Source organism: Atopobium sp. ICM42b (assembly GCA_000564995.1).
In the GTDB taxonomy this organism is placed as follows: domain Bacteria; phylum Actinomycetota; class Coriobacteriia; order Coriobacteriales; family Atopobiaceae; genus Lancefieldella.
In genome coordinates this window covers 86,770-110,426 of record JDFH01000012.1, presented here as the reverse complement: position 1 = coordinate 110,426, position 23,657 = coordinate 86,770, and the positions used below count along the sequence as shown (strand labels likewise).

Genomic DNA, 23,657 nt, shown 5'->3' with positions numbered 1-23,657 from the left:
TTGCGGAAAAGATAAGAAATTTATCGTTGACTTGAATTGGAATATGTATACTAAGGCTAACTTTTAGAAAGCGGACTGTCGGATGACAGCCCGCTTTCGTGCTAAAGGGGAAGCATGAATGCATGTTCAGATGATGAGAAGTGAGTAGAAAGGCAAAGAAGTGAGGAGAAACATGGGTTTCTCGCCATGTTTTTATGCTTGGTAGCGAGGACAATCGCACGATTTTGTTTGAAGAATTTGGCACTACACCGTATTGGTTTTTATAGTTTTGGGAGATGTAACATGAATTTGAATCCAACCGTTTCTCGTCGTAGCGCACTTGTAGCTTCCGCTTTTGGCGTGAGTGCTATTCTTGCTGGCTGCAAGCCTGAGGCTCAAAAGCAAGAAGGAGCTTCTGATAACAAAGACCAGAAGAAGCTCAGCATTGTTGCAAGTTTTTATCCTATGTATGATTTTGCAAAGCGCATTGCTGGCGATCATGCTGAGGTAACATGCCTCGTTCCAGCAGGTACTGAGCCACATGATTGGGAGCCATCCAGCAAGGATATGAAGACTATCCAGGAAGCAGACTTCTTGATTTACAACGGTGCTGGTATGGAGCACTGGGTCAAGGACGTACTTGATGGACTTGGTTCTGGCACAAAACTTACAGCAGTTGAGACCAGCAAAGACGTTAAACTTCTTGAGCTTGAAGAGGACGATGATCACGATCATGAGGAGAAGAAAGACGACCATGATCACGATCACGATCATGGCGGAACTGACCCTCACGTTTGGCTGAGCCCTCTGAATGCAAAGATTCAGATGAAGAATATTTGTGATGCGCTTTCCGAGAAGGACTCTGAGCACAAGTCAGAGTATGCTGCCAATCTTGATAAAGCAAATGCAGACTTTGATACGCTTGATAGTGAGTTCCACAAGGGTCTGGATTCACTACCTAACAAGACCATTGTTGTTTCTCACCAGGCATTTGGTTATCTATGTGAGGCATATGGTCTTACACAGATGCCAATCGAGGGTGTTGAGGCAGATGCAGAGCCAAATGCTCAAGAAATGAAAGAGATTACTGAGTTCGTAAAAGAGCATAATGTAAAGGTTATTTTTACGGAGGAACTGGTAAGTCCTAAGGTTGCTCAAGCAATTGCTGAGGCAACAGGCGCTCGTGTTGAAGAGCTTAACCCACTTGAGGGACTTACTGATGACGAGCTCAAGGCGGGCGAGGATTACCTCTCTGTTATGCGCGAGAACCTCAAGGCTCTTGAGGGCGCTCTCGCATAGTGTGTTGCCAGCTTAGGCTGGATGTTTGGAGGACGTGTTGCAGGAAAGTCAGATAGCCGTTTCGCTTCAAGACGTGAGTTTTTCTTACAAGAAGACGCGTGTCTTAAGCGATGTAAATTTAGACGTTCATCAAGGTGAGATTTGTGCGCTTATTGGTGATAACGGAGCTGGTAAATCTACGCTCTCTCGTATTGTGGTGGGTGAGCTTGAGCCAACTAGCGGTAAGTCACTTCTTTTTGGAACGTCCTCGACTCGGTTTAAAGACTGGGAGCGTGTAGGCTATGTCCCACAGCTGCCTTCAGAATCGGTTAATCGCTTTCCTGCAAGCGTCGTCGAGCTAGTAGATGCAAGTCAGTATGCTCGTGCCAAAAAGGTAAAGATGAGCGCAAAAGAGCGTCGCGAGCGCACGCTTGAGGCACTTGACCTTGTAGGTATGACTGACTTTTCCACGCGTATTATTAGGGAACTCTCTGGAGGACAGCTCCAGAGAGTTCGCCTTGCCTGCGCGCTGGTAGGAAACCCATCACTACTTATCCTGGACGAGCCTACAACTGGTCTTGATAAAGAGAGTCGCAATCATTTCTATAGCCTAGTGCGAGAAGCCCATGCAGCTAGAGATCTTGCGGTACTTATTGTTACGCATGATCTTGCAGCTCTTGATGCGCTGGCTTGTCGAGTTGTTGAAGTTGCTGACCACAAAGCTACAGAAATTGCAGGTAGGGGTCACGGTCATGATCACTGTGCAGTTCATGGAGCTCACTGTGACCTTGACTCTCATCATGTCCACGACCACAATCGCGGAAAATTAGATGATTTTGCTTTAACGGAGTCCCTTGGTCCTGCGTCCGACGTTGTTCAAGATGCCCAAGACTCGTACGAGAGGAGGGCATAAATGTTTGAATACGTATTTATGCAGCGAGGAATTCTTGTGGGAATTCTTCTGGGAGCAATTATTCCGCTGGTAGGCGTTACGGTTGTATTGAAGCGCCTTTCTATGATTGGCGACGCTCTCTCACATACCTCTCTTGCAGGTGTTGCAGGAGGCATGATTGCGGGCATTAATCCTGTTGCCGGAGCAATTGCCGCTTGTTTGGGTGGTGCTCTTTGTGTTGAGGGAGTACGTCGTCACTTCAAAGACCAGTCAGAGCTTGCCGTTGCCATTGTGATGGCAGCTGGTATTGGTCTAGCAGGTGTTTTGTCAGGTTTTGTTCCTAACTCATCAAGCTTCAACAGCTTTATGTTTGGCTCTATCCTGACGGTAAGCGAGCAAGAAGTTCAGATGATTGTGGTCATTAGCGTACTTGCAGTCGCATTCTGCTTCTTCCTTAGAAAAGAACTTTTCTTGATGTCTTTTGATGAGCGTCATGCCCGTTGTGTTGGTGTACCCGTAAGTCTTATTAACTTTGGTTTTGTTATTGCAGTAGCTTTGGTGGTTGCCGTAGCAGCAAGAACGGTTGGCTCACTTATTGTTTCATCTATGATGGTAGTTCCTGTTGCCTGCGCTCTGCAGATTTCCCGCAGTTGGAAGCAATGTTGTCTGTATGCAAGCACGGTGGGTATGCTGACCTCACTTGGTGGACTTGTTGTCTCCTATGAGCTTGGCCTTAAACCTGGAGGAACCATCGTTCTTCTCGCGGTTGTTACGCTTTTGTTTATCTTTCTGGTAAAAAGGGTTGTGCTGCTGCTCAAAACTCGCACAGTGTGATACTCTGAACAAAGTGCGTTGACGGAGAGGTCTGCCGGAGCACGTTGTGAACAGAGAGGGTGTTCGTGGTTGAGAAACACCTGCACAGCGCTGGTAGAGTTCACTCCCGAGCTACAACTTGAACGGCGTCATTGCTTAGTAGGGAAGTCGTCCGCCTAACGAGACTAGGCTTTCAAGTGGATTGCACAGAGAGAAAACTGCGCAATCAACCGAGGTGGTACCGCGGAAATTTTCCGTCCTTGGGCATATGCTCAGGGACGGTTTTCTATTGAAAGGGTAATTACATGGGAATGTCTGAGGAACTCTCGGCAATTCGCGAGCAAGTACTTCAAGGAATTGCTAAGGCAACAAACCTTGAAGCACTTGAGAAGGTGCGCGTTGCATCAATGGGAAAGAAGGGCTCTCTTACGGCAATTATGCGTATGATGGGTCAGGTTCCCGCAGATCAGCGCCCTCAAATGGGTCAGCTTGCAAATACCGTTCGTGCTAACGTTGAGACCGCTATTCGCGAGCGTCAGCTTGCCTTAAAGCGAGAAGCCCTTGAAGCCCAGCTTAATGCTGAGGCAACTGATATTACCCTTCCAGGTCGTCGTCTGAGTCCTGGTACTCAGCACCTCATTGAGCAGGTACGTGAGGAGATGGAAGACATCTTTGTCAGCATGGGCTACACCATTGAGACAGGCCCTTATGTTGAGACTACCTACTACAACTTCACAGCTCTGAATGCTCCAGAGGACCATCCAAGCCGTTCTGGTAAGGATACGTTCTACGTGGTGGATAATGCACCAGAAGGAAAAGAGTCGCACGTACTGGGCGAGTCTGACGTGCTTCTTCGTACACAGACTTCTGGCGTTCAGGTACACACCATGGAGACAAAAGAGCCTCCTATTTACATGATTTGTCCTGGCACGGTATTCCGTCCTGACACCGCAGATGCCAACCACCTGCCTCAATTTACGCAGATGGAAGGCCTTGTTGTTGATGAGGGAATTACCTTTGGTGATCTCAAAGGTACCCTTGATCACTTTACTCGTGAGATTTTTGGTAAGGACCGCGCTACCCGCTATCGTCCTCACTTCTTCCCATTCACCGAGCCAAGCTGCGAGGTAGACGTTTCTTGTGGTGTTTGCCACGGTGAGGGCTGCCGTTTCTGCAAGAACACGGGCTGGCTTGAGATTCTTGGTTGCGGCATGGTTGATCCTAATGTCTTCAAGTACTGCGGTATTGATTCCGAGAAGTACACAGGCTTTGCCTTTGGCATTGGTGTTGAGCGTGTTGCAGCGCTCCGTTATGACCTTCCTGACCTGCGCATGCTCATCTCTGGTGACCAGAGAGTCCTGCGTCAGTTCTAATCATCGGCGTCTTATTAGAAAGGCAATCACATGCGTGTATCTTATGAATGGCTGAAGACGCTCGTTGATCTTCCTCAGGACCCAAAAGACCTTGAGCGTGAGTTTGTGCGCACCGGTACTGAGGTTGAAGCGGCAGAGCGTGTTGGCGCAAATCTTGACCATGTTGTTACTGCTCAGGTTGTAAGCAAAGAGCCTCATCCTGATTCTGATCACATGTACGTTACCCTGGTTGACGTGGGCAATAACAATGTAGATAAGGACGGAAATCCTGTTCCTCTACAGATTGTTTGCGGTGCTCAGAACTTTAATCAGGGAGACCACATTGTTACCGCAATGATCGGTGCGGTACTTCCTGGAGACTTTAAGATTAAAAAGTCCAAGCTGCGTGGTGTTGAGTCTTGCGGCATGAACTGCTCTTCTCGCGAGCTTGGTCTTGGCGATGACCAGAGCGGCATTATGATTCTTCCCGAGGATGCTCCAATTGGTGTACCTCTTACGGATTACCTGGGCATGTCTGATGTAGTTCTTGATTGCGAGATTACCCCTAACCGCCCCGACTGCCTTTCTATGACTGGTATGGCTGTTGAGGTTTCTGCAATGTATGACACTGACGCCCATATTGAGCTTCCACGTGTTACGTCTGAGTCTGGCGCAGATGCATCTGAGCAGGTTGATGTTACCATTGCTGATCCTGAGCTCTGCTCAAGGTACACTGCTCGCGTGGTTCGAAACGTCAAGATTGGCCCAAGCCCTGAGTGGCTTGCTCGTCGCGTTACGGCTTGTGGTGGCCGCTCAATCAACAACGTTGTTGATGTTACTAACTACGTGATGTACCTGACCGGCCAGCCTCTGCATGCTTTTGACCTCGGAAAACTTACCAAGGAAGATGGCAAGTACCACATTGTGGTTCGTGCTGCAGAAGACGGTGAGCACATTGTGACGCTTGACGGAGAAGACCGCGAGCTCACGTCCGATATGACGGTCATCACAGATAACGGTAAAACTCCTATTGCACTTGCAGGTGTTATGGGTGGCCTGGATTCTGAAATTACCGAGAATACCGTTGATGTCCTTTTGGAATCCGCTGTCTTTGATAACGGCCACATTAGCCGTACCAGCAGAAACCTTGATCTGATGAGCGAGGCTTCTATTCGCTACGAGCGTCTTGTGGATCCAAACGGTTGCGCATCTGTTGCAGATATTGCAGCAGCACTCTTTGAGGAGTGCTGTGGTGCTGAGGTTTGCCCTGGTATTGTTGATGTATATCCAAAGGTAAAAGAGGCAGTAACTATTACGCTTCGCCCAGAGCGCGTTTGCTCTCTTGCAGGTGCTCAAATTCCAGAAGAGTTTATGGTTTCTCGCCTTACGCGCCTTGGCTGCAAGGTTGCTCCAGCAGACAACGGAGAGCTGAGCGTTATTGCTCCTACAAACCGCCCAGATCTTACGCGCGAGGTTGACCTTATTGAGGAGATTGTTCGCCTGTGGGGTGAAGGTGATATTGAGGCTACGCTTCCTGCTGCTCGAAACCATGCAGGCGGTTTGACTTCAGATCAGCGTCAGATTAGAAAGATTGGCCGTACGCTGCGCTCCCTTGGCCTCAACGAGACAAAGTCATATTTGTTTGCAAGTCCAGATGACCTCTCTAAGCTTGGTATGAGCGAAGAGGGAAGAGGCGTCCCTGTAAAGGTTATGAGCCCACTTGTTGCTGACCAGTCTGAGATGCGTCGCTCCATTGTTCCAGGTCTTCTGCGCTCTATTGCATACAACCTTGCTCATGGTGTCTCTAATATTGCCATGTATGAGCTGGGTCGTGTGCTCTTTGGACATAAGGATAAGAGCCAGCCAGATGAGCCAAGCTATGTCTGTGGCGTATTGGTTGGTCGTCCAGCAGATGACGCTTGGAATGCTAAGTATCCAGCCTACGATTTCTTTGACGCCAAGGGTATTGTTGAGGGCCTGCTTGAGGCACTTCGCATCCCTAAGGTTCGTTTCCGTGTAGCTGAGCCAGAGCAATACGGTTGGCTGCAGCCTGGTCGCGCTGCTGAGATTCTTGCAGGTAGCGAGACAATCGGTTGGGTTGGAAACATTCATCCTTTGTCGCTCCAGAACTTTGACATTGAGGTTCCCGTCATCGCCTTTGAGATTTCTGTTGCGTCGCTTTTGCGTCTTTCTCAGAAAGACCTTCCTATTGTGGAGCCTCCAACCTACCCAGGTATCTCCATTGACCTGGCAATTGTTGTTGACGAGAGCGTCACTGCAGAGCAGCTAGTTCAGCGTTTGAAGTCTGCTGGTGGCAAGCTCCTATGCGACATCAGACTCTTTGACGTGTACCGCGATTCGCTGCGTGTTGGTGAGGGCAAGAAGTCCATGGCCTTCTCGCTTACGTATCGCGCAGACGACAGAACGCTTACTTCAGAAGAGGTCGAGAAGACCCACACAAAGCTTGTGGAGAAGGTTCTTCGTTCTACCGGCGGAGAAATTCGCGGATAAGCAGGTAATTGTAGTGCCAAGTTGGAACGTACATATTGCTCATGCTGACCGGCTCCTTGAGAAAGGAGCCGGTTGCTTGGGTGTAGATATTCACTACCCTGATGCATTTCTGCTTGGAAATGTTGCTCCTGATGTGCACGTTGGCTTTATGGTTCCAGACTATTCTCACAAGGTGAGATATGGCCGAAGCCATCAATCGTATCCAGGTAGCTTGCCTATTCCAAGTTATAAGCGGTATCAGCGAAATTTTATGGGTGGTCTTAACCCAGCCAAGTATCTGCTACAGACTGACTTTATCCAGCCAAATGTGAGTTATTGCTCAGATGAGCAGCGCAGCTTAGTAGATCAGCGCCAGCTCAGAGAGCTTATCGTGGGCATTTGGTGCCACCTTGTTTGCGACCACGTGTATAACGCTCATACACGGGCATTTTTGCGTGCTCATCATATTCCGACAGGAGAAGATGCACGTATTCGTAAGCAAGCAGATTTTGATATTTACGGGCGCTCGCTTGATATGAATTGTCTGCCAGAAGCATCTGATGAGCTCTTTGCAGTTGCCGCGGCTCATCCACAGTATGGGTTTACACATTCAGATGTTGAGCAAACACTTCAGGTTATACAGCGCATTGCAGAGGAGAATCGCCAGAATAGTGTGAGCTCCCCGCAGTATCAAATGCTTAATACAGAGTTTTTCTCGTCAGCCTATAAAGAGGCAGAGGAAACGATAGTTCAAGGATTTATGCTGCAAAAACATAACTAATTCAGTTAAAGTTATATTCTCGCTTTTCTGAGATAGGTTTTGGAGGACGCTATGGAAAAGATGGAATCTCGCGGAACATTTACGGAGTATCTGCCTTCATACACCATTGGTGTTGATGCTTATAAGTCGGTACTGCACATTGTTAAGCGATTTGGTAAAAATGCCGTAGTCATTGGTGGACCAACTGCAATGGAGAAGGCACGTCCAAAGCTTGAGGCCGCACTTGCGGGTTCTGAGGTTTCTATCTCTTCTTGGATTTCTTACGGCACTAACTCTACGCACGCAAATGCCAAGAGAATTGCAGCAATGCCTGAGGTTATTGCTGCTGATATGCTCTTCCTTGTTGGCGGCGGTCGCGCAATTGATGAGGGTAAAGAGATTGCAACTATCCTGGACAAGCCATACTTTACCTTCCCAACACTTGCTTCTAACTGCGCTCCTGTAACAAGAATTGCTGTTTTCTATAAAGAAGACGGTTCTGCAGATACGTACTTCATTCCTGCTGAGCTGCCCGTTCATACCTTTATTGATACGCAGATTATTGCAGAGAGCCCGGATGAGTACTTCTGGGCAGGAATTGGCGATGCCTTCTCTAAGGGTCCTGAGGTTGAACTTTCTTCCAGAGAAGTTGAGCTGCTCCACAGCCCTCTTATGGGACGAGCTCTTGCCGCAGGTGCCTGCATTGAGCCTCTGTTTGATAATGCAGAGCAGGCACTGGCAGATAAGCGCGCTGGTATTGTTTCTGAAGCATTTGAAAACGTTGTTCTGAACATCATTGTGACTGCTGGTATTGTTTCTAATATGACCACCAATCTTTGCGCAGAGCGCGGCGCGTATTACTTTAATTCCTCAACCGCTCACGCCTTCTACAATGCCTTTACTGCTCTGGGCGAGCGTGGCGAGAAACACCTTCATGGTGAGGTTGTTTCCTTTGGTACCTGCGTCCTTTATGCCTTTGACGGCAACCTTAAAGCACTTGAGGAGCAGGTGGCGCTTAATAGAAAGCTTGGTCTCCCAACCACCTTGGCCAATCTGGACATTACTCCAGAATCAGTTGACGCTGATCTGGACATCATTGTTGAGCGAGCTCAGAAGACCAACGAGTGGGGTCGCGCTCCTTATGGCTTTACAACTGATCGTTTCCGCCAGGCAATTCTTGATACCGATGCATACGGTAGGGTAGTTGCTTCTGGCGAGAAGGACCAAGAGACAGCAGCTCTTGATGTAATTGCTGCACATGCTCCTTCAGCTGAGACGGCTGTACCACGCAAGATGTAGTTGCAAGTAACCTGAAGAATCACTGTAGGAAGAGGACTTGTAGGAGCCAGCTTTCTTAAGTCGCTTCACGGTTATATAAAAAGTTTATGTATCAAATGGCAGTTTATTTGGATAAGCTGCCATTTCTTTTAGTTGCAATTTTTATTCACTATAATTAACAAAATTTAGCACAAACAAAAAATAACGTGTACGGTCGTTTTTTATCGGTGAAAGACATATTGAGTGTTTGTTACCGTGTTTTACCTTGCAATGGTTTATCTTAGTAACTATCAACTACGAGTCTTTATGGATAACAAATCTATAAAATGTGTAGATTTCATTGGTAAGCGCGGAGGTGAGCATGGCAGAGTTAAATGCATCGTTAGCTGTAAGTGACCAGGATGCATACTTGTTTGCACAAGGAAAATGGTTCCAGAGCCACAAGAAATTAGGTGCACACCCTGCGGTTCAAGAAGATGGAGTTGAAGGCTATCATTTTGCGGTTTGGGCACCCAATGCGGCCTCTGTCTCTGTTGTTGGAGATTTTAATAATTGGGATGATACCGTCAACGTTCTTTCTCGTTCAAAATACGGCGGAATCTGGGAAGGCTTTATTCCAGGAATCACCTCGGAAGTATTGTATAAATTCCTGATTGTATCCGCTTCTGGACAGAAGATTTTTAAGGCTGACCCCTATGGTACATATGCAGAGGTCAGGCCACATACGGCATCTATTACGTTTGACCCAGACGTGTATGTTTGGGAAGACGATGCATGGATGAAAAGGCGTGCATCGCTTAAGTTCCTGCATAGTCCTCTTAACATCTTTGAAGTTCATCTTGGAAGCTGGAAGCAGCATACTGACCTGACTGCCCAAGAGGAAGATTCTGCTGATGCAGAAGCTGCAGAGCAGGCTGAAGAACCTAAAGATTACTTTGATACCAACGTAGATGCTTTCTACACCTATGATGAATTGTCAGAAGAGCTGGTAGCTTACGTTAAAGAGATGGGCTACACCCACATCGAACTTCTCCCCGTTATGGAGCACCCTTTTGATGGATCTTGGGGTTATCAGGTAACGGGTTATTTTGCTCCCACCTCAAGGTATGGCAATCCTGCCCAGTTCAAACACTTTATTGATTGCTGCCATCAGGCTGGCATCGGTGTCATTTTAGACTGGGTCCCAGGAGGCTTCTGCAAAGACGCTCATGGTCTTGCAGAGTTTGATGGCACTAGGCTCTTTGAAGAAAAAGAGCATCCTAACTGGGGAACTCTTAAGTTTAATCTTACTCGTGGTGAGGTTAGAAGCTTCCTTGTTTCCAACCTACTCATGTGGCTGAATGAGTATCACGCTGATGGCATTCGTGTCGATGGCGTCAGTAGCATGTTGTATATGAATTTTGGTATCGACGATCCTTCTCAGAAGCGTTTTAACCATAAGGGAACTGAAGAAGATTTGGATGCAAGTGCTTTTCTGCGTCTTTGTAATGAGACTGCTCAGAAAGAGCATCCTGACGTTCTTATGATTGCAGAAGAGTCCACAGCATGGCCGCTGGTTACCTATCCTCCAGAGGTTGGAGGACTTGGCTTTAACCTTAAATGGGATATGGGCTGGATGAATGATACTCTGCACTATTGTCAGACTGATTTCCCTTATAGACCAGGCAACCACCGTCTTCTGACCTTCTCTAGCATGTACCAGTTCAACGAGAACTTTGTGCTGCCATTCAGCCATGATGAGGTTGTTCATGGTAAGTGTAGCCTTATTCAGCGTATGCCAGGGGATTGGTGGAGACAGTTTGCTGGCATGAGGGCTTTGGCACTTCATCAGATGACTCATCCGGGCGCTAAGCTCAACTTTATGGGCAACGAGATTGCGCAGTTTATTGAATGGCGCTACTACGAGGGTATTGAGTATTACTTGACTGAGGAGTATCCAACTCACGCTCATCAGCAGGCATTTATTAAGGCTCTTAATCATTTCTATAAGAATCATCCAGGACTTTGGCAGTATGCCTACGACAACCGTGGATTTGATTGGATTGACGCAGACAATAATGAACAATCAATCATCTCGTTTGTTCGTCACGGAAGAAAGCCTTCCGAGGACCTGGTTATTCTCATCAATTTTGACGTTGCAACCCATCAGAACTTCCGTTTAGGCATGCCTTCTGCAGGTGTGTGGAAAGAAGTGTTTAATTCCGACGCAAAAGAATTTGGCGGTTCGGGTATTGTGAATACTAAGAAACTTTCCACCAAGCCAGTGGCATGGAATGGAAGAGATTATTCGGTAGAGCTGTCTGTTCCTCCGCTTGGTGGCATTGTTTTAGCGTTTGAGAAAGAACTTCCAAAGAGGGGGAAGCATGGCCGTAAATAACGGACAAAACATTTTTACCGATAAACAAGACTTTGAAGAGCAGTATCGCGATAAGTTCATCAAGATTCTTGGTAAATACTATGGAGAATGCACTGATCAGGAGCGCTATAACGTTCTTGCCCACCTCATTGCAGAAAAGGCGCGAGAAATTCAGTCAACCTCCTATATTCATGCTGACAAGCAGGTCTATTACTTCTCTCTTGAGTTCCTTCTAGGACCACTACTTGAGAATTATCTACTCAATCTTGGTATCACCGACGTTGTTGCAGAGGGCCTTAAAGAGATGGGCACCTCTCTTCATGAGCTTGCCGCTCAAGAGGTAGACCCTGGCCTTGGCAATGGTGGTCTGGGTAGGCTCGCCGCGTGCTTCCTGGACTCCATGGCACACGAGGGAATGGCTGGCTTTGGTAATGGTATGAGATACCGCTACGGCCTCTTCCGCCAGGAGATTAAGGATGGACGTCAGGTAGAGCGTACCGATAACTGGCTGGCAAATGGATATCCTTGGGAAGTCAGAAAAGACGATTCTAGCGTACTGGTGCGCTTTGGTGGCACAGTTGTAAGGCATGAGGACGAGAATGGCAACTTCTGGTTCTCGCAAGAGGGTGGCCAGGTAGTAAGGGCTGTTCCATACGATGTGCCTATTGTTGGTTATGGCGCAAAAACCGTAAATAAGCTGCGTCTTTGGTCTGCAGAACCAGCAGAGGAAGACTTTGATCTTGATGCTTTTAACGCCGGCGATTATGCACGTGCTAATAAGTTCCGCTCTGACGTTGAGGCAATTTCAACCATTCTGTATCCAAATGACTCTGGTGAGCACGGACGCATTCTTCGCTTAAAGCAGGAGTACCTGTTTGTCTCCGCTGGTCTTCAGTCCATCCTCCGTGCGTATAAAGACAAGTATGGTGAGGATTGGGATCACTTTGCTGACCACGTCTGCATCCACACTAACGATACGCATCCAGCAATGTGTGGACCAGAGCTTATGCGTCTGCTTGTTGATGACCACGGCGTTGACTTTAACGAGGCATTTGATATCGCGAGAAACGCAATTTCTTATACCAACCACACCGTTATGCCTGAGGCTCTTGAGAAGTGGCCTATTAACACCTTCCGTGAGCTGCTTCCTCGCTTGTATATGTTTATCGACGAGGTTGATCGTTGCTATAAGGAGCAGCTGCTTGTTGACTCTAACGGCAACACCGAACTTCTCGCCTCAACAGCTGTGTTGTGGGATAACACCGTTCGTATGGCTAACCTCTCTATTTTGTTTAGCCACTCGGTTAACGGTGTATCTGATCTGCACACTAACATTTTGAAGCAGAGTGTTTTGAAGGACTTCTACAAGCTTCGTCCAGAAATCTTTAATAACAAGACTAACGGCATCTGCCACCGTCGCTTCTTGGCACAGGCAAATACCGCTTACGCAAAGCTTATTACTGAGGCTATTGGTACCGGCTGGCTTGATGATGCCAATGAGCTTCAGAAGCTTTCTGCTTTTGAGAACAATGCTGAGTTCTTGGACAAGATGGACGCTGCAAAGAAAGAAGAAAAAGAGCGTCTTGCTGCATACGTCAAGAAGACAACTGGTGTTGAGATGGATACCAATACCATCTTTGATACGCAGGTAAAACGCTTCCATGCATATAAGCGTCAGCTGCTTAATGTCTTTAAGATTTTGTATCTCTACAACCGTATGCTTGATGATCCAAGCTATAAGCCAGCTCCAACAACCTTTATTTTCTCGGGCAAAGCTGCTCAGAGCTATACCTTTGCAAAGGAAGTCATTCGACTTATTCACTCCGTTGCAGACGTGGTTAACAACGACGAGCGCATTGAGGGTCGTCTGAAGATTGTCTTTATTCCAAACTTTGCTGTTTCAAATGCACAGCTTATCTATGCTGCATCTGATATTTCAGAGCAGATTTCGGTTGCTGGTGCAGAGGCTTCTGGTACCTCAAACATGAAGCTTATGATGAATGCGGCTCTGACCCTTGGAACATATGACGGTTCGAATATTGAGATCTCTGAGCTTGCAGGACCAGAGAACATCAAGATTTTTGGTCTTCGTGCAGACGAGGTCCAAGAGGTATATGCTTCCGGCACCTACTTTGCACAAAACCTGCTTAACCAGAACCCAACACTGGCTCGCATTGTAAATATGCTGACCGATGGCTCGTTGAGCCGACTCTCTGGCAACTTTGAGTCAATTCGTGACTATCTGCTGATTAACAATGATCCTGACCTGGTGCTTATTGACTTTGACGCCTACGTGAAGGCATGGGAAGAACTTACTCAGTCCTATGCAGATCGTCGTAGCTGGAATGCTCGCGCACTTCACAATACTGCAAACTCTGGTTTCTTCTCGGCTGATAGAACTATCAGGGAGTACATGGAAGATATTTGGCACGTGTAAGGATCTGCATTTAGGTTCAATCGTCGTAAGACGTTGAGAATAAAGACCTCTGTTGGGGAGAGAGGAGATTTGGATATGAGCAAAAGGGAATGTCTTGCAATGCTACTTGCAGGAGGACAGGGAAGCCGCTTAGGTGCTCTGACCTCAAAAGTAGCTAAACCTGCTGTCTCGTTTGGTGGCAAGTTCCGCATTATTGACTTTGCATTATCCAACTGCGCAAATTCAGGAATTTCTACGGTAGGTGTTTTGACACAGTATCGTCCGTATTTGCTTCACTCTTACGTGGGATCAGGTAGTGCTTGGGACCTTGATGAGCGCGGTGGTGGAATTTCAATTCTGCCTCCCTTCGCAACACAGTCTGGTGGTGCATGGTATGCGGGAACCGCAGATGCCGTCACCCAGAATATTGGTTACATTGAGCAGAATAACCCTGATTACGTACTAATTCTCTCTGGCGATCAGCTTTACCGTATGGACTACGGCGAGATGCTCGCCTGCCATAAGAAGAACAACGCAGACCTTACGATTGCCGTCATGCCTGTTCCTTGGGAAGAGACCTCTCGCTTCGGCATCATGTCCATTGATGATGAGGATAGGATCACCAAGTTTTCCGAGAAACCCAAAGAGCCAGAGTCCAACCTGGCGTCCATGGGAATCTATATCTTTAGCACAGACCTGCTTCTTGAGACTTTGCGTGAGGACGCAAAGAACCCTGAATCTTCTCATGACTTTGGCGGCGATATTATTCCGACGTTGCTTGATGATGGTAAACGTCTTTTTGCTTATCGCTTTGAGGGCTTCTGGCGTGATGTAGGTACTATTGCAAGCTATCATGAGACCAGCATGGATCTGCTTGGCTCTGAGCCTAAGTTTGACATCTTCTCGGACAAGTTCCCTATCTTGTCTAATGCTTCCACCCGTCCACCAGCGTACATTGGCGCTTTTGGAGAGGTAGACGACTGTCTGGTAAGCAACGGATGCCAGATCTTTGGTTATTCTCGCCATTCAATTTTGTCTACCGATGCCGTTATTGGTGAGGGAGCACGCGTTATTGACTCCGTACTTCTTCCTGGCGCAGAAGTTAAACCTGGTGCGGTGGTTATTCGTGCAATTCTTGGCGAGAACGCTGTGGTCGAGAAGAACGTCCATATTGGCAGCTCTGATTTGAACAAGGAGATTGCTGTTGTTGGAAATGATGTAGTAGTCGAAAGAGGTGAGCAATAATGAATAGAGTAATTGGTCTTATTACCTGCAATTATGCGTCTACTAACATGGAAATCGCCAATGATGTACGCCCAATTGCATCCATGCCTTTCTTGGGAAGATATCGCCTGGTGGATTTTCCTCTTTCAAATATGGTTAATTCGGACATTAGTACCGTTGGTGTCATCATGCCATTTAACTATCGCTCACTCATTGATCACCTTGGCTCTGGTAAAGACTGGAACTTGGACCGCAAGAGCGGTGGCATGTTTATCTTGCCAGGATCCGCTTTTGGTACCTCTCACACAGGTGCTCGTTTCCTGCTCAGAGATCTGATTTCCAACAGACCTTATCTTGAGAGAACTGACGCAGAGTATGTTCTGTTGTCCACTTCAAACTTTGTTTACAACGCTGATCTTACCGAGCTGCTTGATCAGCATCTAGAGTCTGACGCGGACATTACCATGATGACCTACACCACTCGTTATAACGATAGAGATGTTGTTGGTGTTGAGCTTGAAGGTGACCGCGTAGTCAAGACACATAATGGTGTCCAGCGCGGAGATGAAGCTTCCCTTGACTGCTTTATTATCAAGCGTGACCTGCTTATTGATATGCTTGATTGGTATAGAGCTACTGATTATCTTGACCTCTTTGAGGCGCTTCATGCTGACTACAACCGTGTTAAGGTCCGTACCTTCCACTTTGAGGGCCATGTAGCATCTATCTTCTCAAAGAACTCTTATTATCAGGCTAACATGGAGCTTTTGAACCCCATGCCAGCAAATGAGCTCTTTACCCCAGAGCGTTCCATTAAGACAAAGGCTCACGATACCGCTCCTGCAAAATTTGAGATTGGCTCAAAGGTAAGTAACTCTACTATTTCTGCAGGCTGCCGTATCCGTGGATCTGTTACCGGTTCCATCCTTGGTCGTAACGTCATCATTGAGCGTGGCGCAGTAGTACGCGATTCTATTGTGATGGAAGGTTGCATTGTTAAGGAAGGTTCTGTAGTCGAGCACGCTATTGTAGACCGTTCTAACATTATTCCTGCAGGTACTGAGCTTCGTGGTACCAGCGAAGAAATTCTTCTTCAGCGTAAAAACAATAAGAGGGTGGCGTAACAATGTCCCAAGTCTCCAAGCGTCGCAAACTTCGCGTTGTCTATGCAAGTTCAGAGGTGGCGCCTTTTTCCAAGTCGGGCGGTCTTGGAGATGTCTCGGGTTCATTGCCACAAGCACTTAAAAAAGTAGGAGCTCGAGTGGCGGTTATCTCGCCACTCTACAGCTCCATTAAGCCCGAGTGGAAACAAAAGATGAAGAAGGTCTACGAGCTTCAGGTGCCTCTTTCGTGGCGCTTTGAGTATTGTGGGCTTTGGCATCTGGTTCATGAAGGCGTTGATTTTTACTTTGTAGATAACGAGTCTTACTTTGCTCGTGATGGCCTCTATGGCTACTTCGATGATGGAGAGCGCTATGCGTTCTTCTCCAAGGCTCTGTGTGAGCTGATTGCACACGTCCCAGAGCTCTCCTGCGACGTTCTACACTGCAATGACTGGCAAACGGCACCAGCACCCGTATTTTTGCGTGAGCAGTATCAGGGCGTCCCTGAGGTCCACAACGTTAAGACGGTCTTCTCCATTCATAACGTTAAGTTCCAGGGCCAGTATACTGACAAGATGCTGAGTGACGTACTTGGTCTTGCTGATATCCCTGCTGCAGTTGATCAACTGAGGTGTGACGCAAGCTCTATCAACTTTATGAAGGGTGCACTTTGCTACTCCGATTATCTGCTCACTGTTAGCCCAACGTATGCCCGTGAGCTGCAGACAGAGCACTTCGGAGAGGGAATGGATGATATCTTCCGTCGCCGTCAAAGTGTACTGCGCGGCATCCTGAATGGTATTGATATTGGTGCGTGGTCACCTGCAAGCGATCCTTATATTCCACAGAACTTCTCGGCACGTCATGTGGAGGGCAAGGCTGAGTGTAAGCGTCAATTGCAAGAAGAGCTGGGTCTTGAGGTAGATCCCGACGCACCACTTGCGGTAATGGTTACGCGCTTGACTAACCAGAAAGGCTTGGGCCTGATTCGCTATGCGATGGACCGTCTTATTTGTGCAGGTATTGAGGTTGCTGTTCTAGGAACTGGTGACGCTGAACAAGAAGATGCTATGCGCTTCTTTGATGAGCACTATGGCAACCGTATGGCTGCACGTATTGAGTTTGATATTGCGCTTTCTCACCGCATGTATGCAGGTGCGGATATGTTCTTGATGCCATCAGAGTTTGAGCCTTGCGGTCTTTCTCAGATGATTTCTATGCGTTATGGCACGCTTCCTGTTGTTCGCGAGACGGGCGGTCTGGCAGATTCTGTCAAACCGTACAACCAGTTTACGGGAGAAGGAACCGGCTTTAGTTTTGCCAATCAAAACGCAGATGAAATGGCAGATATTATTCTGTACGCCGCCGATGTTTATAGAAACGATAAACAAGCGTGGACAAATCTTGTAAAACAGGCGATGGCAGAGGACTTTAGTTGGCATAACGCTGCAAATGAATATCTTGACGTGTATCATTTACTACACCCTGAGATTATTAGGTATGTACGTCGTCGAGATTGGTAAGAATGCAGGCTTTTCACAACACCTCAAACATTGTTTGTAGAGATCCAAAAGGCGCGGTAGAACTAGGTACTTCAGCAACAATCAGAATATTTGCTTGGGACGATGATGTTCAATCAGTAACACTTCGTCTCTGGCAAGAGTATGGCCCTGAATCGTCTTCAGAGGCCCAAGTTCTGTCTGGCGAGAAACGCGTGGTGATGCAAAAGAGTGATTTTGCTGGCGCGCTTCCGACTGGTGTACCTGACTATGCGCAGTGCTTTGAGGCAATTGTTAAACCAGCTGCTACGGGCCTTATTTGGTATCGTTTTGAGCTTCAGGCTTCTGACGGAGCAGTTTGGTCATATGGTGCTCAAGAAAATAGGTGTACCGGTGTTGGTAGCTTTGCTTATGGCGAGCCTCCTTCATTTCAGATTACTTGCTATGAGCCTCGTGGTAGCTTCGCAGGTGTAGAGGATCCTAGCTGGTACAAAGTGGGAGTTGTCTACCAGATTTTCCCTGACAGGTTTGCACGAGATGCAAACTGGCAAGAACGCACCAAGCAGGCGCTGGCTGTTCCAAGAAATGGGGTTTCTCGCCAGCTGGTTGAAGACTGGGAGAAGACTCCTGAGTATCGGCGAGATGCTAACGGCCGCATAACTGAGTGGGATTTCTACGGCGGTTCTTTGGCTGGCATTGAAGAGAAGCTTCCGTATTTGGAAAACCTCGGAATAACTGCGCTTTATTTGAATCCCATTTATGCTGCTTCTAGTAATCATCGCTACGATATTGCGGATTATTTGGAAGTAGATCCCGTTTTGGGCACCGTAGAGGATTTTGAACACCTCTGCGTTAAAGCGGCTGAGCACGGTATTTCCATTATTTTGGATGGCGTTTTTAATCACTGTGGTGCTGATTCAAAATACTTTAATAAATTCTCTAACTACTCTGAACCAGGAGCAGTTCAGCAGGCTGGCTCGCCCTATGATGAGTGGTTTACGTTCCGTGAGGATGGAACGTATGAGAGCTGGTGGGGTGTAGACGCACTTCCAACTATTGTCTCCGATAACCCCGATTATCAGGAGTTTATTTGTGGCAAGGATGGCGTTATTAGAACGTGGCTGCGTCGTGGTGCCCGTGGTTGGCGCTTAGACGTTGCAGATGAGATTTCTGATTCGTTCATTCAGAAGATTCGTGCAGCAGCGCTTGCCGAACGCAGTGATGCAGTCATTATTGGAGAGGTCTGGGAGGACGCAAGCAATAAGCGTGCGTACGGAAAACTCAGGCATTATCTGGAAGGCTCTGAGCTCGACGGACCTATGAATTATCCTCTACGCAAGTCCATTCTTTCATTTTTGATGAATGAGGCTGGTGCTGAGTCAACTGCTTTAGCTCTTGAGGAGCTGTGGGAAAACTATCCTCACGAGGCGTTTTATTCTTGCCTGAATGTGTTTGGAACACATGACAAAGAGCGACTGATTAACGTAGTTGCTGGAGCTCCTGCTCCAGATTCTCTTTCTGCTCATGAACAGGTAACGTACAGACTTTCTGCTGATCAGCGCGGTCTTTCTAAGGCTCGTATGTGGCAGACAGCTGTGCTGCAGATGACACTTCCCGGCGTTCCATCAATTTACTACGGCGATGAGATGGGCGTTGAGGGATTTGTTGACCCAACAAATCGCGCAACTATGCCATGGCCAGGAAGCAGTCCTCGTGCTGACTTGGACTACTTGCACATATATCGTAATGCTATTGCGTTAAGAAAGACCCTCCCACTACTGGTAGATGGCTCGTTTGAACCATTTGTCCCAGAATGTGGATCTGATGACGTTCTGGCATTTTGGCGTAAGCCTCTTCAAAAAGATAAGCAGCAAGAGCAGCAGGGCAAAGCCGCTTCTGGCATTTGTGTTCTAGTAAACAAGAGTCGCTCAGATGCTAAAACAGTATATGTTTCTGTACCTCAAAACATGCAGGTTATTGATGTTATTAGTGGCCAAGCAGTCCCCGTTAAGGACGGCAAAGCAGAGGTCTTTTTGTGGCAGCTCGGATGCACTGTCCTAAACGTGCAGCCAGCTCACAGGCTGCAAAAGCCCCTTGAGCCCGGCATGGGAGTGCTTGCTCATATAACTTCTCTACCTGCCGATGAGGACTCCGCAATTACGCCAGGACAGAAGCCTGGTGTCATTGGTCGCGAGACTTCCGAGTTCATCGATTTTCTCGCCAAATCTGGCCAGAAGTATTGGCAGATTTTGCCTGTCAGTCCAACCGATGAATACGGTTCTCCTTACGCGGGAATTTCCGCTTTTGCAGGAAACATCAATCTGCTTGATCCAGCGGCAATGGAGAGAGTCATTTCTGAGTGCGATGATCCTCAGAGCACGCGAGCCGCTGAATACCAGGAATTCTGCGCGAGAAACTCGTATTGGCTTGATTCGTATGCAGCATTCCGCGCTATTAAAGACCTGCTGGGAGAGGAAGTATGGCAGGATTGGCCTAAGCAGTATCACAGCTGGTCGCAAGAGCTTCTTGAGCGTCCTGAGCTTGCTCAGGCAATCGAACTTCACCGAAAGCAGCAATTTGCTTTTGACGTAATTTGGAGTCAGACATTAGCGGAGGCTCGTGTTAAAGGCATTCAGATTATTGGCGATATGCCTATGTTTGTTTCAGAGGATTCCGCTGATGTTTGGGCACATCCAGAACTTTTTGCTTTAGATGATACAGGTCATACAGAGCTTCAGGCTGGAGCTCCTGCCGACGCGTTTTCTCAAGATGGTCAGCTGTGGGGTAATCCAACGTATAACTGGCAGGCTCATAAAGACGAAGGATATCGTTGGTGGATTGAACGTTTCCGCAGGTCTTTCTATCTGTATGACTATACAAGGCTAGACCATTTTATTGGCTTTACGTCTTACTATGCTATTGAGCAGGGAAAGACTGCTGCTGAGGGTTCATTCAAGTTTGGTCCTGGCAATGAGCTGTTTGATGTTGCTTATAAGCAGCTTGGCCCACTTCCTTTTATTGCAGAGGATTTAGGAGCGGTTACTCCTGCGGTCCGAGCGCTGCTTTCTCAGACGGGATTTCCGGGCATGAGCGTCATTCAGTTTGCTGATGGAGACTGTAGATATTCTTTTGCGCCAGCTCAGGAGTCTATTGTGTACAGCGGCACGCATGACACCCAAACGCTTATGGGTTTTGTGGAAACTCGCTTTACAGGCGGTCAGGCAACTGATGAATCTCAGCAGATTTTTGACCACCTTATGGAGCAGGTAGTTAGCACTTCTAATGCAGTGGTTATTTTGCCGCTACAGGACGTCTTAGGTCTTTCTGATGATGCTCGTATGAACATTCCTGGTAAAGCTGAAGGCAATTGGTCTTGGCAGGTTAAAAAGGACATGCTCACACCACAGGCTATTCAAAAGCTGCAGAGGTTTGTTGAACTGCATCAGAGCAAGCTCGACGCTTAGAAGTTAGGCCCCTTTCATACTTCAGTTACAACAAAAAGGTCCTTCTCGACTGGCGAGAAGGACCTTTTACTTTTGGATGTGCCTTTGGGTTCACTATGACATCTCTCGAGGTAAAACAATGGTAAAACGTGTGCCTACACCTTCGCGTGAAAGTACCTCAATAGAGCCGTCATGATTATCGACAATCCATTTTGCGATGGATAGTCCAAGTCCAGAACCTTCGTTGCTTTCAATTCGTGCGTTATCAGCTCTCCAGAATCTCTCAAAAATATGAGCGGCTGTTGTCTCGGACATGCCCATACCTTCATCTTCGATTGAAACTTGAACGGTTTTCTCGTCATATGAGACGTTAAAGGAAATGGTGGTTTGAGCAGCAGAATATCGAGCGGCATTTTGTACGATGATACGGATAGACTGCTTAATCATTGCGGTGTCAGCAAGCACCTGATAGCGGTCATCCTTCAATACACTTTGATCAAATTTCAGCGCATAGTGGTGAGTAGGATCAATCATTTCCGACTCTTCACAGACCTCAGAAGTTATCCGTGCAAGATTGAGCTTAGTCTTTGTGAGGGTATTTCTTCCTGCGTCTCCGCGTGCTAAGAAGAGAAGCTGCTCAACAAGGTCATGCATGTGTTCGCTCTCGGATTTGAGTGCAGCGATAGACTCATCTAGTACAGCCTCGTCTGTCTTACCCCAGCGATCCAGCATGTCAGTATAACCTCGGATAACAGCTATAGGAGTTCGAAGCTCGTGGCTGGCATCATTAACAAAGCGCATCTGTTGCAATTTTGCTTCTTGCATACGTTGAAGCAGTTTATTCAAGGCAATCTCAATACTTGCCAGGTCTTGGTCACCCGTTTGAATCTTTGGAGCGTTGATATTGGCTTCTTCAATTGCCTGTTCAAGACTCCTAATTTTCTCACTTTTGACCAGGACGTCATTTGTTGTAGCTTCGGTAGAAAGAACATCACTATTTACTAGTTGATCTGCTTTAAGTGCAAGTGTATTGAGGGGCTGAAGAGCTCTTCTGACACGGCGCATATCACCGAAGAATGACAACAGATCAATGATTTCCCAGATAAGAATTGCAATATACATGGGCCAGAAACGAGCTAAGTCTACGCCTAAATCAAATATTTTGGCGCCAAAAGTAGGGCCATGAACAATGTATTTTAGGCTTGAGAGTCCGTGTAAGAAAGTGAATCCAGTAAGAGAAATAGAGTGAGACTCAGTAGGGAAAAATCCTAGGTAAAAAGTACCTTGTGGAACATGCTGGTTATACGTATAAATAAAAATCAGAGCAATATTTACCAGTAAAAAGAGATTAAAGCCGACGTAATTCATCATCTTACGCCACCAAAATCCCCAGGTAATTACTCCAGCTGTCGACGAATCAGAGGGAGTAAAGAAAGGCTTTTTATGCTCTTGTATGGTGGACTGGTTATGCTTCTCTGATGACATATCCGACTCCACGAACAGTAGTAATTAGCTTGATGTTATAGCGGTCGTCAATTTTTGCACGTAGATGGGCAATATGTACATCCACGTTATTAGTTTCTCCGGCAAACTCATAACCCAAGGCTTCAGAAGCAATACGCTCACGGCTCATAACAACACCAGCGTGTTCCATGAGCGTACGGAGGACTTCAAATTCCTTAGTAGTAAGTTCGATTGAATCGTTCTTGACACAGACTTCTCTACGATCAACATCAAGCGAGACATCTTTAATTGTAAAGGTGCTTGTAGCAGCTGTTTGAGGAATTGTCGGGGAGTTCAAACTGTCTGCCTCATGGTGCTTGAGTGCCACGCGAATACGGGCGAGTAGTTCCTCTATCGCAAAAGGTTTGGTGAGGTAGTCGTCTGCACCCGCATCGAGACCAGCTACTTTATCCATAACCGAATCACGAGCAGTAAGCATGATGGTAGGCGTGTTTTTCTCGCGACGAATCCTTCTAAGAACTTCTAGACCGTTCAGCTGGGGGAGAAGTACATCAAGCAAGATAAGGTCGTAGTCATTTGATAGTGCTTTTTCAGCTCCGGTTCTTCCGTCAAGAGCTTTGTCTACTTCATAGCCCTCATGTTTAAGCTCGAGTTCTATAAAGCGTGCAATTTTTTCTTCATCTTCAACGATAAGAACCTTAATCATTTTCTCGCCTAAATATCGAAGTTTTCTATTTTAGGTTTGGAACTAATTGCATTTTATTTTTTGTCGATAACATCTTTTTTGATGGAACCCGCTGCATCTGCAGCCTTATCCATCGCCTCATTTACATCAACAACAATAGGATAAGCTCCCTGGATGTGATAACGCATTTCAAAGAACAGACCAATGATAAGTAGCCAGAATGTAGCACCCCAGAGGAATAGTCCAACAATTGGAATAATTACTGGCATGGCCATGAACTGCTCACCGCGACGAGTAACAATAAATTTTGTCTCTACGCTTTTATGGAACAGCTCTTTGCACTTCTCCCAGAGAGAAGACATGTTCTCTGAGAAATCTGACTTCTTGCTTGATTCTTGGTAGGCAATTTGAGCTGCTTCCATTTCTGGAGAAACGTCTGACTGTGCAGCTGACTCAGTAGTATAGTTTGCAGTCTGCTTAGTGGACTTGCCCTGCTTCTCGAGCCAAATAATTGCATCAAGAACATTATCATCACAAGCGTCAAGTGCTGCCTTTGCGTCCTCGTAGCTTACGCCGCACTTCTCGCGAATTACCTCAACCTTATCTAGCTTTTCCATGATCAGTT

General features: G+C 47.0%; 16 protein-coding genes. 13 read left to right on the top strand and 3 right to left on the bottom strand.

The genetic code is table 11. From position 1 onward, the window contains the following. The first annotated feature begins 282 nt into the window (after window positions 1–282). The 13 genes from HMPREF1493_RS03720 (at window position 283) to HMPREF1493_RS03660 (ending at window position 20,904) form a co-directional block, all read left to right on the top strand. The gene (locus HMPREF1493_RS03720; protein ID WP_035427924.1) at window positions 283–1,278 is read left to right on the top strand and encodes a metal ABC transporter substrate-binding protein; all 996 of its coding nucleotides are present in this window, start codon (window positions 283–285) and stop codon (window positions 1,276–1,278) included. 34 nt (window positions 1,279–1,312) lie between these two features. Next, the gene (locus HMPREF1493_RS03715; RefSeq protein ID WP_232215502.1) at window positions 1,313–2,170 is read left to right on the top strand and encodes a metal ABC transporter ATP-binding protein; all 858 of its coding nucleotides are present in this window, start codon (window positions 1,313–1,315) and stop codon (window positions 2,168–2,170) included. Continuing rightward, the gene (locus tag HMPREF1493_RS03710; RefSeq protein WP_035427920.1) at window positions 2,171–2,983 is read left to right on the top strand and encodes a metal ABC transporter permease; all 813 of its coding nucleotides are present in this window, start codon (window positions 2,171–2,173) and stop codon (window positions 2,981–2,983) included. 284 nt (window positions 2,984–3,267) lie between these two features. After that, window positions 3,268–4,335 carry a phenylalanine--tRNA ligase subunit alpha gene (gene pheS, locus HMPREF1493_RS03705; protein WP_035427919.1) on the top strand — a complete coding sequence of 356 codons (1,068 nt, stop codon included), beginning with the start codon at window positions 3,268–3,270 and terminating at the stop codon, window positions 4,333–4,335. A gap of 30 nt (window positions 4,336–4,365) precedes the next feature. Next, entirely contained in the window at window positions 4,366–6,825 is a 2,460-nt protein-coding gene (gene pheT, locus HMPREF1493_RS03700) for a phenylalanine--tRNA ligase subunit beta (protein ID WP_035427918.1), read from the top strand. 13 nt (window positions 6,826–6,838) lie between these two features. Continuing rightward, window positions 6,839–7,585 carry a zinc dependent phospholipase C family protein gene (locus tag HMPREF1493_RS03695; protein ID WP_035427917.1) on the top strand — a complete coding sequence of 249 codons (747 nt, stop codon included), beginning with the start codon at window positions 6,839–6,841 and terminating at the stop codon, window positions 7,583–7,585. A gap of 51 nt (window positions 7,586–7,636) precedes the next feature. Continuing rightward, window positions 7,637–8,863 (top strand): iron-containing alcohol dehydrogenase family protein, encoded by a 1,227-nt coding sequence (locus HMPREF1493_RS03690; RefSeq protein WP_035427916.1) that lies wholly within the window; start codon window positions 7,637–7,639, stop codon window positions 8,861–8,863. A 340-nt stretch (window positions 8,864–9,203) separates the two neighbouring features. Next, entirely contained in the window at window positions 9,204–11,219 is a 2,016-nt protein-coding gene (gene glgB, locus HMPREF1493_RS03685) for a 1,4-alpha-glucan branching protein GlgB (protein WP_035427915.1), read from the top strand. After that, window positions 11,206–13,635, top strand: coding sequence for a glycogen/starch/alpha-glucan phosphorylase (locus HMPREF1493_RS03680; RefSeq protein ID WP_035427913.1), 2,430 nt, complete (start codon window positions 11,206–11,208; stop codon window positions 13,633–13,635). Before glgB ends, HMPREF1493_RS03680 begins: the two co-directional genes overlap by 14 nt. A gap of 75 nt (window positions 13,636–13,710) precedes the next feature. Then, complete coding sequence (locus HMPREF1493_RS03675) at window positions 13,711–14,859, top strand: glucose-1-phosphate adenylyltransferase (protein WP_035427911.1); 1,149 nt, start codon at window positions 13,711–13,713, stop codon at window positions 14,857–14,859. Beyond that, complete coding sequence (gene glgD, locus HMPREF1493_RS03670; RefSeq protein ID WP_035427909.1) at window positions 14,859–15,962, top strand: glucose-1-phosphate adenylyltransferase subunit GlgD; 1,104 nt, start codon at window positions 14,859–14,861, stop codon at window positions 15,960–15,962. Before HMPREF1493_RS03675 ends, glgD begins: the two co-directional genes overlap by 1 nt. 2 nt (window positions 15,963–15,964) lie before the next feature. Beyond that, a complete protein-coding gene (glgA, locus tag HMPREF1493_RS03665) occupies window positions 15,965–17,464 on the top strand; it encodes a glycogen synthase GlgA (protein WP_035427907.1) in 1,500 nt (499 codons plus the stop codon). 2 nt (window positions 17,465–17,466) lie between these two features. Further along, window positions 17,467–20,904 carry a 4-alpha-glucanotransferase gene (locus HMPREF1493_RS03660; protein ID WP_035427905.1) on the top strand — a complete coding sequence of 1,146 codons (3,438 nt, stop codon included), beginning with the start codon at window positions 17,467–17,469 and terminating at the stop codon, window positions 20,902–20,904. A gap of 93 nt (window positions 20,905–20,997) precedes the next feature. On the opposite strand, the gene HMPREF1493_RS03655 is transcribed toward HMPREF1493_RS03660, so the two are convergent. Genes HMPREF1493_RS03655 through HMPREF1493_RS03645 form a run of 3 tightly spaced genes read right to left on the bottom strand, consistent with a single transcriptional unit; the run spans window position 20,998 to window position 23,649 of the window. Next, the gene (locus HMPREF1493_RS03655) at window positions 20,998–22,368 is read right to left on the bottom strand and encodes a sensor histidine kinase (RefSeq protein ID WP_035427903.1); all 1,371 of its coding nucleotides are present in this window, start codon (window positions 22,366–22,368) and stop codon (window positions 20,998–21,000) included. Then, entirely contained in the window at window positions 22,349–23,053 is a 705-nt protein-coding gene (locus HMPREF1493_RS03650) for a response regulator transcription factor (protein WP_035427902.1), read from the bottom strand. Before HMPREF1493_RS03650 ends, HMPREF1493_RS03655 begins: the two co-directional genes overlap by 20 nt. Window positions 23,054–23,106: 53 nt before the next feature. Next, window positions 23,107–23,649 carry a DUF4342 domain-containing protein gene (locus tag HMPREF1493_RS03645; RefSeq protein WP_035427900.1) on the bottom strand — a complete coding sequence of 181 codons (543 nt, stop codon included), beginning with the start codon at window positions 23,647–23,649 and terminating at the stop codon, window positions 23,107–23,109. Window positions 23,650–23,657 lie beyond the last annotated feature (8 nt).